The 15,270-nt window shown below is 55.4% G+C and carries 8 protein-coding genes; all 8 read left to right on the top strand.

The window, feature by feature from the left end; all coding sequences use genetic code 11:
* The first annotated feature begins 58 nt into the window (after positions 1-58).
* The gene (locus tag LG294_RS12365) at positions 59-1,036 is read left to right on the top strand and encodes an ABC transporter permease (protein ID WP_404286145.1); all 978 of its coding nucleotides are present in this window, start codon (positions 59-61) and stop codon (positions 1,034-1,036) included.
* Between the two features lie 5 nt (positions 1,037-1,041).
* Positions 1,042-2,016 (top strand): ABC transporter permease, encoded by a 975-nt coding sequence (locus LG294_RS12360; protein ID WP_404286143.1) that lies wholly within the window; start codon positions 1,042-1,044, stop codon positions 2,014-2,016.
* A complete protein-coding gene (locus LG294_RS12355) occupies positions 2,013-2,930 on the top strand; it encodes an ABC transporter ATP-binding protein (protein ID WP_404286141.1) in 918 nt (305 codons plus the stop codon). The genes LG294_RS12360 and LG294_RS12355 overlap by 4 nt, the downstream gene beginning before the upstream one ends.
* Positions 2,927-3,868: an ABC transporter ATP-binding protein gene (locus tag LG294_RS12350; RefSeq protein ID WP_404286139.1), complete on the top strand. Its 942-nt coding sequence runs from the start codon at positions 2,927-2,929 to the stop codon at positions 3,866-3,868. Before LG294_RS12355 ends, LG294_RS12350 begins: the two co-directional genes overlap by 4 nt.
* Positions 3,865-5,457, top strand: coding sequence for a glycoside hydrolase family 32 protein (locus LG294_RS12345; protein ID WP_404286137.1), 1,593 nt, complete (start codon positions 3,865-3,867; stop codon positions 5,455-5,457). Before LG294_RS12350 ends, LG294_RS12345 begins: the two co-directional genes overlap by 4 nt.
* A 523-nt stretch (positions 5,458-5,980) precedes the next feature.
* On the top strand, positions 5,981-6,841 hold the full coding sequence (locus LG294_RS12340; protein WP_404286135.1) for a tRNA (adenosine(37)-N6)-threonylcarbamoyltransferase complex transferase subunit TsaD: 861 nt from the start codon (positions 5,981-5,983) through the stop codon (positions 6,839-6,841).
* A 1,155-nt stretch (positions 6,842-7,996) separates the two neighbouring features.
* A complete protein-coding gene (drmD, locus tag LG294_RS12335; RefSeq protein ID WP_404286133.1) occupies positions 7,997-11,203 on the top strand; it encodes a DISARM system SNF2-like helicase DrmD in 3,207 nt (1,068 codons plus the stop codon).
* Positions 11,203-15,246 (top strand): Eco57I restriction-modification methylase domain-containing protein, encoded by a 4,044-nt coding sequence (locus LG294_RS12330; RefSeq protein ID WP_404286131.1) that lies wholly within the window; start codon positions 11,203-11,205, stop codon positions 15,244-15,246. Before drmD ends, LG294_RS12330 begins: the two co-directional genes overlap by 1 nt.
* The last annotated feature ends 24 nt before the right edge of the window (positions 15,247-15,270 follow it).

The raw sequence follows: 15,270 nt of genomic DNA, 5'->3' as shown, positions 1-15,270 counted from the left end.
GTGGTGGGCAGCCTCTAGCTGCCCACCATGACGCGAACTTTCGTGAAGGACACATATTATGAGCTTCCTCTTCCGGCGTCTGGGCTTTTACCTGCTAGCCTTCTGGGCGTCCATCACCCTAAACTTTCTGCTGCCGCGGCTGATGCCCGGTGACCCGGTCACCCGCATGCTTTCCCGCTCGCAGCAACGCCTCGAACCACAGCAGGTCGACGCGCTACGCACCATGATGGGCGTAGACGGCGGCCCGCTCATCCCCGAATACTTCAGCTACCTTGGCCGCATCCTCACCGGCGATTTCGGTATGTCGATTTCCCGTTTCCCCACGCCAGTCGCCGAAGTTATCGCCTCTCAACTGCCATGGACCCTGCTGCTCGGCATCACCTCATTGGTGATCGCGGTGATCCTCGGCAACCTGCTCGGTATCTTTGCGGCCTGGCGCCGTGGCGGTTTCCTGGACTCGGTGGCTCCGCCACTGCTGGTATTCATCGGTTCCTTCCCGTACTTCTGGCTCGCCATGGGAGCACTGTACATCTTTGGCATCAATATGGGTGTTGCCCCGATGCGCCACGCCTTCTCCGTGGGTCTGGTCCCCGGATTCAACCTTGAATTCATTTTGGATGTGGCAGCTCACCTGTTCCTGCCGGCACTAACCATTGTGCTGGTGTCCTTGGGCGGCTGGATGCTGGGCATGCGCAACACCATGATCGCAACCAACTCCGAGGATTACATCCTGATGGCCGAGGCCAAGGGCCTGCGCCCGCACCGCATCATGCTGAACTATGCGGCACGCAATGCAATGCTGCCCTCAGTGACAAGCATGGGCATGAGCATCGGGTTTATCGTCGGTGGAGCCTTGCTCACCGAAGTAGTGTTCGCCTACCCGGGCGTTGGCTACCAGCTGCTCGCTGCAGTCCAAGGCCTTGACTACCCATTGATGCAGGGCATGTTCCTGACCATTACCGCCGCGGTGCTGATCGCGAACTTCCTTGTAGACCTGGTCTACGTCCGACTCGACCCTCGTGTGCGGAAGGGCTGAACCTCATGAGCCAGATAACCACAGATTCCCTGACCTTGATTCCCGAGGACCCGGCGGCAGAAAGCGCCACGGATCGCGCTCGGCTGGGCGCCACACGCCTGCTGCGAACCCTGCTGCGCAACGGCAAGGCGGTGGCTGGACTGAGCATCATTTTAGTGTTCATTGCGCTGGCTCTGCTGGCCCCGGTGTTCTTCCCGGGAGATCCGGCGCGCATCACCTCGGCCGGTGCCGCCGCTCCGAGTTTGGAACACTGGCTGGGCACCACCACCAAAGGCCAAGACGTCCTCGGTTTGACCTTGTGGGGCGCGCGCTCCTCGCTATTTGTAGGCTTTGCCGCTGGTATCTTGTCCACCGTGATCGGCGTGCTGATCGGTTTGAGCGGTGCCTACTTCGGCCGTGGTCTGGACGAAGCGCTCTCGCTGGTGACCAACGTGTTCCTGCTGGTTCCGGGTCTGCCGTTGTTGGTCATCCTGGCAGCATTCATGCCGCCGGGCCTTGGAACGGTCATCGTGGTGCTGGTGATTACCGGTTGGGCCGGTAGCGCCCGCGTCATGCGTTCTCAAGCCATGTCCATTCGGGGCAAGGATTATGTGGCGGCCGCTCAGGTCTCCGGTGAACGTCCACTGCGCATTATGGTGCGCGAGATCTTGCCGAATATGGCCTCGGTGGTCATGACCACCTTGCTGGGCTGCATCATCGGTTCCATTGGTGCCCAAGCCGGACTCGAATTCCTGGGTCTGGGAGACGTAAACACGCTCTCCTGGGGCACCAACCTGTTCTGGGCTACCAGCGATGGTTCGCTGATGCTCGGCCAGTGGTGGATTTTTGTTCCATCGGGTCTGGCTATTGCGTTAGTGGCCTTCGCCTTGGCGTTGTGCAACTACGCGGTAGATGAGATTACCAACCCGCGCCTGCGCCGGCCTAAGCATGCAACGAAGAGCACCGCGGCGACCACAGTGGCTCGAAAGGAAGAAAAATGAGCGTCCCGGTATTGGAAGTTCAGGACCTGACCGTCGAATACGTCAGTGACGAGCGTGCGGTCCGCGGTGCGGACCGGGTCAGCTTCACCATCCATTCCGGTGAGATCTTTGGGCTCGCGGGCGAGTCCGGATGCGGCAAGTCCACGATCGCGAACTCGATCATGCGTCTGCTCAAGGATCCTGCGCGGATCAGCAACGGAAAGGTCCTCTTTGACGGCACGGACGTGCTGGCCATGGATGAAGCAGCGTTGCGTGCCTGGCGTTGGAATAACGTGGCCATGGTGTTCCAATCGGCCATGAACTCACTGAACCCGGTCACCCGTATCGGTGAGCAATTCATCGACGTGATCCGCACCCACCGTGGCGGTACCCGGGCGGCCGCGCTGCATCGTGCCCGCGAACTGCTTAAGATGGTGCGCATTGATCCGGTACGGTTACGCGCTTACCCGCACCAGCTTTCGGGAGGCCAGCGCCAACGCATTGTCATCGCCATGGCCTGTGCTTTGAACCCTCGGCTGTTGATCCTTGACGAACCTACTACTGCGCTAGATGTGGTGGTTCAGCAGGAGATCTTGGAGCAGATCCGTGAACTGCAAAAAGAACTCGGCTTCGCGATTTTGTTCATCACCCACGACATGTCGTTGATGCTTGAACTCTCTGACCGTATTGGCATCATGTACGGCGGTCGCATTGTGGAGCTGGCTCCGGCGACAACGCTGCGCTATGGTTCCAGGCACCCCTATACTCAAGCGCTGCTGGGAGCTTTCCCACCTCTGCATGGCCCACGGGTTAAGCTCACAGGGCTGGCCGAAGGCACCAAATTCACCAATATCCAGGATCTGGAAGACACCGGTGAGGGCCATTGGGTGGCTCCCTCGGATCAGCCTGTGCTGTCGCAAGGAGAACTGCTATGACTTCAACTGCTACCCTGCGGACCGCAGTGGGTCCGGCCGTGCGAATCCGTTCGCTGAGCAAATCGTTCACCAGCTCCGCGCTGTTTAGTCGAAAGAAAATTCCTGCCTTGCGGGATATCGATCTGGAGATGCAACGCGGGGAAATCGTGGCACTGGTGGGGGAGTCGGGATCCGGCAAGTCAACGCTGGCCCGTTGTCTTGCTCTGCTTGAAACTCCGGATTCCGGTGAGGTTCTAGTTAATGGAAAAGATATTGCGGGGCTGAAGGGAGCAGCGGTGCGCAAGTACCGCAGCGAAGTCCAGATGGTCTTCCAAGACCCCTTCGGTTCGCTGAATCCTACCTTTCGCGTGGAGCATATCTTAGAACGTGCATTGACTTTGCACCAGCCAGAAATTAAGTCAAAGCGCAGTGAAATGGCAAAGCTGGTGAGTACCGTGGGCCTCAGCCCGGATGTGCTCTCCTCTTTCCCTCATGAGCTCTCTGGCGGACAGCGCCAGCGCATCGCGATTGCCCGAGTGCTGGCGGCCAAGCCGAGCATCATTCTGGCCGACGAACCGACCTCAATGCTGGATGTCTCGGTGCGCATTGGTGTGTTGAACCTGCTGCATAAGCTGCGTGACGAGCATGGGATCACCATCTTGTACGTCACCCACGATCTGGCTTCGGCCCGTTACCTCTCGGACCGAATTGCTGTGCTCAACGAGGGTCGAATCGTGGAATCAGGAGAATCCGTGCAACTGCTGGATAACCCGAGCCATCCATATACTCAGCTGCTAGTGGGTGCGGTGCCTGACCGAGACAGTAGCTTAGACGCACCAAAGCGCGCGGCCCTACGCGAACAAATCCAGCGTTGGTCTACCAGCGCCAACCTGCAAAAGCACATTATCGATGAATCAAGCCAGCACTGGGTGCTGGCGGACGAAAGCGAAATGACATGAGCCGGAACAAAGACATGACCCATGGCGGACCGTCCAGACGAAGCATCGTTGCCACTCTGACCTCGGCCGCTGCATTGACCGTGACCGGACTAGGCGCTGGGGCGGCCGTTGCGGCCCCTGCAAAACGGGGGAAAAATGAGAAGAAGGCTTCTGCTGCGATGAGCTACCGTCCCAGTTATCACTTCAGCGTTCCGGATAATTGGAAAAATGACCCGCAACGTCCGGTGTATCTGGACGGTGAATACCTGTACTACTACCTTTACAACGAGGACTACATTCTCGGAGGCAGCGGTACGAGCTGGCGATTGGCGACCACCACTGACCACGTGAACTTCACCGACCACGGCGTAGCGATCAGCAAGCATGAAAGCGGTAACGGGGATTGCTGGTCCGGCTCGATTGTCATCGACGAAAAGAACACCGCGGGCTACGGGGAAGGCGCGTTGATTGCTCTGGTCACCCAGGCACCGCGCGGGGTGCAAGCCCAGTACCTCTGGTACTCCACCGATAAAGGACGCACCTTCAAACCCGGTGGAACCAAGCCGGTGCTGGCTAACCCAGGCGTGGAAGCCTTCCGAGACCCGAAGATCATCTGGCATGAGCCAAGCTCACAGTGGGTCATGCTTAATGCTGAGGGGGACCGCATCGGGTTGTATACCTCGGTGAATCTGAAGCGGTGGAAAAGAACCAGCGAATTTGTGCGCACCACCTTGGGCACCCTCGAATGCCCGGACCTGTTCCAGATCCAGGCTTCTGACGGAACCAAACAATGGGTGCTTGGCACTAGCGCCAATGGCAAGCCACATGATCTGCCCGCCACCTACGCATACTGGGTGGGCGACTTTGATGGAAAGGCCTTCACCACCAAGGAAGATGATCCGCAGTGGCTTGACTGGGGCTTTGACTTCTATGGTGCGGTGACCTACCCGGACCATCGTGCCGACGGGAGTGAAAATCCCAAACTGCGCCGTGTCATTGGGTGGAACAACTTCTGGGATTACCCACACAATGCCCCAAGCATGGCCACGGATGGTTACAACGGTGATGACATGATTGTGCGCGAGGTGCGGATGATCGCGGGCGCTGAAGGCTACTACCTCGCCTCGATTCCTGTACAACAGTTGGACAAGCTGGCCGGTCCTGCGAAAAGCTTGGGCAGCCCGGCAGTATCCGGGGAGCTAATCCTGGATTTCTCGAGCAGCGCCTATGAGCTGGAATGCGAATTGAGCTGGGATCCGGCCAACCCGCCGGAGAACGTGGGATTTGAGCTGTGCAGGGCAAAAGCCGGCACGCGTCACGTGGCCACTGGAATCTATCTGGCCGGAGGGTTCGCCTATGTGAACCGCAAGCCAAGCTTCCACCCCGGGGATAAGAGCGAAACCAAGAGCCCATTAGCGGTACCAAGCGGAAGACTTAAAGTACGCATCCTGGTGGACCGCTCCAGCGTTGAGGTGTTCTTGGGGGACGGCAGGATCGTCCACTCGCACCGGGTATTCCCTCTGGCCTCGGATTCCGGGATCAAATTGTTCGTTTCGGGCGGGACGGCAACGTACAAGAACCTCATCGTGCGCAAGCTGGCCTTCGTATAGAAGTTAGTCGAGGGCTCGGTCAAGACTGGTATGGCGCTAGGCCGGTTCTTGAAACTCGGTGTTGGCTCGGGGAAGTTCGCTTGCCCGGGCCATCCTTCCGTTCGTGGCGCAAAGGTGGAGTATCCGGCCGGTCTTGCGATCACCTGCGACGGGGGGTTTATGGATTTCGCTGAGGAATTTGTAAGCCATGATGAATGCTGGCATCAGGTCGCGGTTCAACTGAGTCCCACTAAGTTCGGTGAAGTCCTGAACAGGATAGTTCGAGAGGAACTAGCCATTCTATGGCCAGCTGATCATTAGCGAGACAAGCTTTTTCGATGCAATTACCGGATTCTACCGTTTACCCTTGCCCCGCACTCGGCAACTGAATTTGTCACCATGGGTGAGCCGACGGCATTGTGCGGGGAGGCAATCAGAATGACATCGCCGGGTTGCAGGGCCATGAACACCTGAGATGCACCAAGATCGCGTCCACAGCACAACCTAAATCCTTGGTTGTTGCAGGAACTAGTGGTTCTCCGTTATGGACAATGCTGATTTCCTAGCAGGCAAGGGCGGCATCGATTTTGATAGCAGCTGGCGTGGAGAACGCGGAACCGAAAATAGTCCAGAGCTGGCTACTGGCAAATCGCTGTACGGCATCAACCACTTGGTGGCGCACGTGGGTGTCGGTGAACTGGAGGGCACCGTGCTTCCACCGACCTTCGGCGCGCTGCTGGTCTCCGGTGGCCACACCGAAATTCTCAAAGTAACCTCGCTAACCAACGATGTGCAGCTGCTCGGTGCGACCATCGATGACGCAGCCGGCGAAGCTTACGACAAGACCGCCCGCTTGCTGGGCCTAGGCTATCCGGGTGGCCCAGCCATCGACAAGGCCGCCAAAGACGGAGACAAAAAGGCGTTCCGTTTCCCGCGCGGGCTGTCGCTGCCGAAGTTTGTGGGCTCCGCCGAGGAACCGGGGAAGCACCGGAACAACTTCTCCTTTTCCGGTTTGAAGACTGCCGTGGCTCGCTGCGTGGAGCACTTTGAAGCAGCGGGGGAACCGATCACGGTAGCGGATATTTCCGCATCTTTCCAGGAAGCGGTGGTGGACGTGATTACCTCCAAGGCGGTGCGCCCTATGCATGAGCATGGATTGAAGACTTTGCTGTTGGGTGGGGGAGTTGCGGCGAATACCCGTCTTCGGGAACTGATTGCGGCACGTTGCGCATCGGCTGGCATCACGTTAGTGGTTCCGCCGTTCTCGCTGTGCACGGATAACGGGGGAATGGTTGCCGCGATTGGAGCTCAGTTAGTGGCCGCCGGAGCCAAGCCTTCGGGCCTGGATTTCGCAACCGACTCCTCGCAGCCAGTAACCGATATCGTTCTTGAACCGCGCAGTTAGGGCTTACCCTAGCTGCGAACGATGTGCCCTATAAACTGGTTAATCGGGAACATTTTTCAAAGCTTTTTACATATCAGTTGATCGACAATGATCTAGATAAACATATCTCTATTTGGAGGGGTAATCTGATTCTTGTAATCTACTTCGGCAGGTTGGCCTTCCAACTTCGAAGCAACACTTTGAAACAAAAAACTCGCTCAATCAGGACTCACAATGTTTAAGTCAACTTTGGCGATTTGATTCTGCTGGTGCTAGATTCGTGCACCAGATGCAATAGCTTATCCGTAACGGGTTATTCGTCGTAGTGCTTTTTGTTTTGGAGTGTTTCAGGCCAGCAGGCAAACCTCAAGGACAATGGTAAACGCAGATCTCTATGCGCATACCTACCAAAGGAAATACATTCTAATTTTGGTAGGTTATCATTTTCTTTCCGAGACCCGGCAACCGAAAAATCAATTGAATCTCGGTGTCGCATTGACACTAAATGGAAATGCGCTAGACAATCAGATGCCCCAAGCGGGCGACAAATTCTCTACAAATATGGTCGAAACGACCTTCTCGATGCTCCCACAACATGTGCTCGGAGAGGTAGCCGGGGTAGACATGTACAACCGATAACTACAAAGCGTCTTCTAGTACGTGATCACCGCGCTATTAACCTTCGGAATTACTCCTGCCAGCAGGCTTCACAACTGGCAGGCAGGAGTAATTCGCGCTTTCATTGATTAGGACGCATTAGACGCGAGTCACGCGTGATCTGCACTTCCGTGTATAGCCGCCGACGAACTACGAGAGACTAGGCGGACTGATATGCCGTCGTGCCAATTTCAGTGTGGATTGCGTGTACCGCTTGCTTTGATTTGTTTTCCTCGAAAGCAATATTCGGCCCTCAGCTGGAATCCCTGCTTATCGGGGTCGCCTTCGGTAGGATCGGACAAGATAACTTAGCCATCGTTGAGCGTCGAGTATGTTGCAGCCCAGCGTGAGTGAAACTTGGTTGCCAGTTGATGACATCGCCGCGACTAGTCATCACCATTGACACCGGCTTTGCATGCGTTTCCTCCGGCAATGCTGGGAACATCGATTGACGACCGGCAGGGGGATTGAAGACTTTGAAATCAGTGATCCTCAGTGCGCACTGCATCCTGAAAACCGTTGTCCACTAATTTTTTTGAAAAGAGCACAATGAATATGAGTGAGAGCGCTACTGCTACGTCCGGCCTGACTGCTGGTCGTCCCCATATTCCGGAAAGTGGACAAATCGTCGAAGTTCGGGGCTCCACATGGGCCGTGACCAACGTTCAGGCTCAGGGCCTGCCACGAAGCCCTGCTGATGACAACAAAGCACTGCTCTCGCATGTTGTAGATCTGCAGTCGCTTGATGAGGATCGACTCGGCGACAAGCTCTCAGTTGTCTGGGAGCTTGAAGTCGGTCAAATCGTTGCCCCTGACCAAGGGCTGCCAGAAGTCGTGTCGCCGGATGCTTTTGATGATCCGGTGACGCTTGCCGGGTTCATCGATGCCATGCGTTGGGGGGCAGTCACGAGTGCCGACCCAAATCGATACCAAGCGCCGTTCTGGTCAGGAGCGAACGTAGAAGCCTATCAGTTGGAGCCGCTGCGCCGGGCGCTTGGAGCGCCGCGTACGAACCTCTTGCTCGCCGATGACGTTGGTCTTGGCAAGACCATTGAGGCTGGCCTCGTTATTCAAGAGTTATTTTTACGTCACCGTGCTCGTACCGCGGTGATTGTCTGTCCGCCGAGCCTGTCGCTTAAATGGCAGGATGAAATGCGAGAGAAATTCGGTCTGGAGTTCACAATTGTGAACTCGGACTTAATGACTGAACTTCGCCGATCACACGGTCTACACGCGAACCCTTTCCAGATCTTCCCTCGAGTCATCGTGAGTATGGCCTGGCTTCCGCAGGTTCGTGCGCAGCGACTCCTGCGCGACATCTACTCTCAAGCAAACAACCCGAAGGTCGGAAATCGCTACGCCTTCGATATCCTTGTGGTCGATGAGGCTCACCACATTGCGCCATCGAGTCCCTCCGTGATCGCCGGTGGTCGCGGGTATGCCGTCGATACCCAGCGAACCGTCGCGGTGCGACAGCTTGCGGAGAAGTGCGAACACAGGCTGTTCCTAAGCGCCACCCCTCACAACGGTCATCCCGAGTCGTTTACCGCGCTTATGGAGATGATTGACCCTCGTCGTTTCGCTCGTGGTGCCAATCTTGATCCGACGGCGCTAAAAGATGTCACTGTACGTAGGCTCAAGACCGATATTAAAGGCAAGGGATTCAAGAATCGCTCTGTGAGTTCTCTCCCAGTCACGACGAAAAACGATGAGCAAGAAATGTTCTTGTTGCTTGATAAAATCGTGAAAAAGAGCGCAAAACAAAACGGCACTCGATCCAATGGTGACATTGTCACCATGTTGCTGAAGAAACGCTTTCTCTCTAGTCCCTTTGCCTTTGGCACAACGCTTAGAAATTACATCAGTTCAAAGTCCGGCCGTGGGCTAAACGCAGAAGACTACGACGATATTTTCGGCGAAGGGCAGTCTGATGAAGAGGAAGGCCTCTGGGAACAAGAGGAGTCAGGCAAACTCCGTGACTCCAAGGGATCAGATCCACTGGTCGCGGCTGCGCCAGAGCAACTCGATCGGCTCGCGACCTGGGGGTTGAGCTACGAAAGTCGCGCAGACTCGCGGTTGGATTCGCTCATCCAATTCCTCGATGCGATCTGCCGACCCGATGGCAAGACGTGGACTAATGAACGCGTCGTCGTCTTTACTGAGTATGCCGACACGATCGACTGGATTACTCGTGTATTAAATCAGCGAGGCTATGACCGTCACCGGCTGGCAGTGATCCAAGGAGCCACAAAGCCCGAAGAGCGAGAGTATATCCGTTCACAATTTACTGAGAATCCATCCAAAGAGCCGGTCCGAGTACTACTCGCCACGGACGCGGCAGGCGAAGGTATCGACCTCCAAACGTATTGCCACCGACTGATCAACTTCGATATCCCGTTCAACCCGTCACGCCTAGAGCAACGTATTGGCCGCATCGACCGTTACGGCCAGCAGGAAGAACCAGAGATCTTCCACTTCGTTCCTGACGCTGATTCTTCCACCTATGCAGCTGACCTTAGCTTCATGGAGCGTATCGCTCGAAAGATTGCTCAAGTTCAATACGATCTCGGATCCGCAAACCAAGTCGTAGGCGAGGAAATTCAAGAACACTTTGGACAGCGTCAGATCCAGAGTAAAGCAAAACGGAACGACCCCAACCAGATGATTACCAACGCCTTAGCGGGCGGCATAGAACTTAACGCTCGCCTCACTCAGCTTGAGCAGGGATACGACGAATCACGATCCGAGATGCACTTGGACCCGGCGAACCTACGTCGCGTCGTCGACACCGCTTTGAAGATCAACCATCAGGCCGAATTAATCGTGAACCACGAGTTCGCCCAAGACACCGACGCGGAAGTTTTCACTGTGCCTGTGCTCACTGCAGGCTGGCAAGATGCACTTCGTGGTCTTCCGACCCGGCTCAACCCCGAGGTGAAGCGTCCGATAACATTCGACGCCACTGCCGCCGAAAACCGTTCAGATCTCGTCTATGTCCACCTTGGCCACCCCATAGTCCAGAAAGCCCAGCGCTTATTACGGCGTTCGCTCTGGAGCTTAGACTCTTCAATTAACCGCGTCACCGCCGTTGTCGTTGATGAACTTGAAGAGTCTTTCGTCTCAGCCGTCACTCGAATGGTTCTTGTTGGTCGTGGCGGAGTCCGTCTGCACGAGGAAGTTTTCCTAGCAGGGGTCCGTCTAAAGGGCCGCAGAGCCATGGCTGAGTCCAAAGCTGAAGACGCGCTCGACGCTGCGCTCGATCAAAACAGGCTTTCGCAGGCAGATGTCCAGGTGCGAACCCAGTTGTGTGAACTATGGAATGTACCCGAGGCCCCGCTTCGTCAGCGCCTCGAAGAGTCCATTCAAGTTCGTGCTCAGCGTCGTCAAGAGGCCGTTACAGAACAGCTGTCCAAGCGTCAGGCGGCTGATATCCAGCGCGCTCGTGAGATCTTCGCGGCGTTTCGCGCTAACCTCCGCGACTCGCTCAACCGACTCCGCGCCGACGAATCAGAAGCCCAGAACCAGCTCTTCACCGATCACGACCAACAGCGTCAGTGGCGTCGGGACTTGGAAGCGATGAGCAACCGTCTCGAAGAACTCGATGACGAAGAGGCTCGAGAGATCGAAGCAATCACAGATAGATACTCCGACATCAAACCGCACACGACGGCAGCTGCAGTCGTCTTTGCGCTGACCCACGCAGATGCAAAAGGATGGACCGAGTAATGGCACGTACGACGACGCTAGGCACCAACCCGATCAACGCCGCCGATCAGCATCGTGCATGGCTCGAACTAGTCGACACGGATGGTCCGTTCATCGCAATTCCACCGCTGAAACGAGTTTGGCCACAGGGGATGCCCGAACTTGCCGCTGATCGCCGTGAGGCACTCAACGACGCACGCAAGCCGTTCGAGACTGCATGGGAGCGTTTTGACCTTGACCCCGCGGCTGATGGGGCGTTGGATGCCTACCGTGTGGCGCGTGATAAATGGGTGCACACCGTTTTCCGCGATGTCGCGGGATGGGCAGAGACGCTCAACTGGGGTACTTCGACCGATATCCAAGCGACGTCACCGAACCGGGGCGTGACAGTCAAGGCGCAGGCCGCGCTGGTTGGACCAGATGGAATTGGCGCAATTGTGCATATTGTCGATCCGACAGACTCGTTGCGTCAAACTCCCGGAGATTTGTGGGCTGCAACTCCCATCGACCGCCTTGAGGCTATGCTCCGTGCCAACCGTATCGAAATCGGTTTCGTAACGGATGGACGTTGGTGGGGACTAGTTTCAGCTCGTGATGGGGCTATGACTGCTTCGGGCATCGTCGATGCCTTGACCTGGACCGAAGAGGCACGAACTCGAGACGCATTCTTCACCTTACTTGACCGCCAGTACCTCATCGGTGGGATCAAGGAAGAACGACTTCCAGCGTTATTTGAGGAGTCTATTGCGGCCGCAGAAGAAATTACTGAGGCACTAGGTGCTCAGGTACGTCGAGCAGTAGAACTGCTGATCCAGTCATTTTCCGAGTCTGATGCGGAGGCTCGGTCCAGAGGTCTTGATAGTCCGCTGCCGCAGGACACCCACGATGCATACGAAGCTGCCGTCACTGTAATGATGCGGTCGGTCTTCCTCCTCTTCGCTGAGGAGCGTGGATTGTTGCCAGCCGGCGAACTTTTCTCGCAGGGCTATGGAATCGCGCAGGAGATGGAGCGACTCCAAAATCGAAAGAGCGAGGAGGGCGAAGAAAGTCTTGACTCTACCTCCTTCACTTGGCATAGACTTCTCGCCACGAGCCAGACCTTGTATCAAGGTGCTAGCTTCGAAAACCTTCGGATGCCGGCCTATGGTGGATCGCTTTTCGATGCAGATCGATTCCCGTTTCTCACCATGACTACTGAACAGGGAACTCTCGCGCTCACTGTATCCGACCGAGTCATGCTTCATGTGCTCCGATCAGTGCAGGTTGCTGATATCAAAGGACAAGCTCGACAAATTTCTTTCCGCGATATAGACGTTGAGCAGATTGGGTACATTTACGAGGGCTTAATCGGTTATACGGCGACGATCGCTACCGAGTTCATTGTGGGTCTGAAAGGTAAACTAGGTGAGGAACCCGAGATCCCGCTCGCCAAACTCGAAGCACTTGCAGCCGAGAATCCGGAACCAAAAAAGCTTGCTGCTGAAATCCGTAAGTTCGTCACAGAGGATCAACCATCGGCGACCCCGCAGACTGTGGCTGCAATTGCAAAAGCATTGGCAACTCGGGTAGAGCCGCATATCATTAGCGCTCTCACTCAGGCCGTGAGAGACAACCACGAACTTCGTGACCGGGTAAAGCCATGGCTCGGTTTGATCCGGCTTGATCTACGCAGTCGACCTTTTGTTGTGCTTGCGCAAGGGCTACTTGTGACTGAAACGCCGTCGCGAAAGAATGCTGGTGCCCACTACACGCCTAAACCGCTTGCCGAGGAAGTCGTTCGTCATGCTTTGCAACCGCTATGCTACTCGCCAGGGCCGCATCAAACAGCTAACGAGACAGAGTGGATAATCAAGAACTCCGCCGAGTTGCTGTCACTTAAGATTGTTGATATCGCTTGTGGGTCGGGAGCGTTCCTTGTTGCTGCCGCACGCTATCTTGCGGAACGAGTCGTTGAGGCTTGGACGAGTGAAGGATCTGAGTTTGGGGGTCGCAAAGATCTCTATAACATCGCGATGCGCAAAGTTGTCGCGAATTGTCTTTACGGTGCTGATATCAACGACATGGCAGTCGAGATGTGCAAACTTTCTCTTTGGCTCGTTTCACTCGATCGCGATATGCCTTTCTCTTTCGTTGACGACAAGATATTTCATGGAAACTCGCTCCTCGGCGTCACTGATCTCCGACAGCTCCGTCAACTCAACATCGACCCCAAATATTCGGTCGCACCCATGTTAAGTGTCTTCGAAGTCGATGTTGACTCGATCATCCAGCGAGCTACAGAGCTTCGTCGCCAGCTGCTTGGTGAAATTATGGACAGCGATCCTGCTCGCAGTAGCGCTGCGAAGCGACGTCAACTCTCCAATTTCCAGCAGGTTACGGCAGACTTGCGTCGGATTGCGGACGGAATCATTGCCGCAGGTCTCGAATTGGGAGGCAAACCCGGAAAACCCCGCGATGCTGCGTATGCGAACCTCCACGAGGCAGTGCGCCGGGCGTACCCATCAACTAACCATGGTGACAGCAGTTTCCTAGGTAAAATTATCGAATCCGGGCTCACCCCGACTGTAGAGACTGACTACGCCAGATGGCAGCCCTTGCACTGGATAGTCGAAGCTCCGGATGTTATTAACAATGGCGGATTTGACGCCATTATTGGAAATCCGCCCTTCCTTGGCGGCCAGAAACTCACAGGAGCGATGGGCACGAATATCAGGGACTGGTTCGTAAACATCATCGCAGATGGTCGACGAGGTAGCGCGGACCTTGTAGCCTACTTCTTCCTCCGTGCGACGGCACTGTTGCAGGCAAATGGGACTCTTGGACTAATTGCGACCAATACGGTTGCGCAAGGAGATACTCGAGAAGTCGGGCTGCAAGCGATGGTTGACAACGGATTCACAATTACACGTGCAATCCAATCACGTCCTTGGCCAGCGGCAAGTGCCAATCTGGAATACGCTGCAGTCTGGGGTACTCGTGGAGAAGTGCCAGACGAGGTACCGCGCACTGCCGACAACAATGTGGTCCGTCGGATCAGTACCTTGCTCGAACCAGTTGGACGGGTTGAAGGAAACCCACTGAAACTAACTGAAAATACAGGCATAGGATTCATCGGTTGCTATGTACTCGGCATGGGTTTTGTCATCGACAAAGAAACGGCGCAAGAGTGGATTGCCTCCGATGCGCGCAATGCTGAGGTACTGTTTCCGTATCTCAATGGCGAAGACTTGAACTCGGAACCCGACTCGTCAGCAACACGTTGGGTGATTGATTTCAACAACAAAACCGAATCGGCAGCTTCGATGTATAAACTTCCGTTTGAACGTCTCGAAGCGAGGGTTAAACAAGAACGTTTGTCGAAGCCCAAAGCTGTTCGGGAAATGCCGTGGTGGATGTTTCTCAGGACACGACCGGCGATGCGAATGGCGATCGCAGGTTTATCTGAAGTGCTTGTCATCGCGCTTGTCAGCAAGACTGTTATGCCAATGCGTGTATCAACCAGTCAGGTCTTCGCACACAGGCTGGCAGTGTTCGCGACTTCATCCTTCGCGACTCAAGCAGTCTTGTCGTCATCATTGCATTGGGCATGGTCTGTGAAATATAGTTCGACGCTCGAGTCACGTGTCAACTACGCGCCATCCGATGCCTTCGAGACATTCCCGCTCCCTGAGCCAACAAATCGCCTGTCAACAATTGGCCATGTACTAGATCAAGAAAGGCGAGAAATAATGCTTCGTCGTAAACTTGGTCTGACCAAGTTGTACAACTTGGTAAATGATTCGACCGTTACCGAAGATTCAGATATTGGTCGGATGCGCGAGATACACGCAGAAATTGATGCGGCTGTGGTAAACGCATTCGGTTGGCTTGATCTGGAGGTGACTCATGATTTTCACTCCTATAGAAAGATGGAGCGCTGGATGCCCAGTACGGAAATACGTACAGAGCTGTTAGACCGACTATTAAGCGAAAATCACAGAAGGCATTCTCTTGCTCTAAATACGGATCAACGACAATCCAGGGCGGACGGAAAGAAAGTCGTAGTTGCTAGACTGTTTGATTGACCACAGATTTAGAAAGTGGTTTCT

This window comes from Glutamicibacter arilaitensis, from assembly GCF_044793945.1.
Lineage (GTDB): Bacteria > Actinomycetota > Actinomycetes > Actinomycetales > Micrococcaceae > Glutamicibacter > Glutamicibacter arilaitensis_B.
This window is presented reverse-complemented; position numbering and strand designations above follow the sequence as displayed.

Excerpts from the sequence above, each read along its gene's own strand:
- LG294_RS12365 (WP_404286145.1), top strand. The coding sequence starts at position 59 with ATGAGCTTCCTCTTCCGGCGTCTGGGCTTTTACCTGCTAGCCTTCTGG.
- LG294_RS12360 (WP_404286143.1), top strand. The coding sequence starts at position 1,042 with ATGAGCCAGATAACCACAGATTCCCTGACCTTGATTCCCGAGGACCCG.
- LG294_RS12355 (WP_404286141.1), top strand. The coding sequence starts at position 2,013 with ATGAGCGTCCCGGTATTGGAAGTTCAGGACCTGACCGTCGAATACGTC.
- LG294_RS12350 (WP_404286139.1), top strand. The coding sequence starts at position 2,927 with ATGACTTCAACTGCTACCCTGCGGACCGCAGTGGGTCCGGCCGTGCGA.
- LG294_RS12345 (WP_404286137.1), top strand. The coding sequence starts at position 3,865 with ATGAGCCGGAACAAAGACATGACCCATGGCGGACCGTCCAGACGAAGC.
- LG294_RS12340 (WP_404286135.1), top strand. The coding sequence starts at position 5,981 with ATGGACAATGCTGATTTCCTAGCAGGCAAGGGCGGCATCGATTTTGAT.
- LG294_RS12330 (WP_404286131.1), top strand. The coding sequence starts at position 11,203 with ATGGCACGTACGACGACGCTAGGCACCAACCCGATCAACGCCGCCGAT.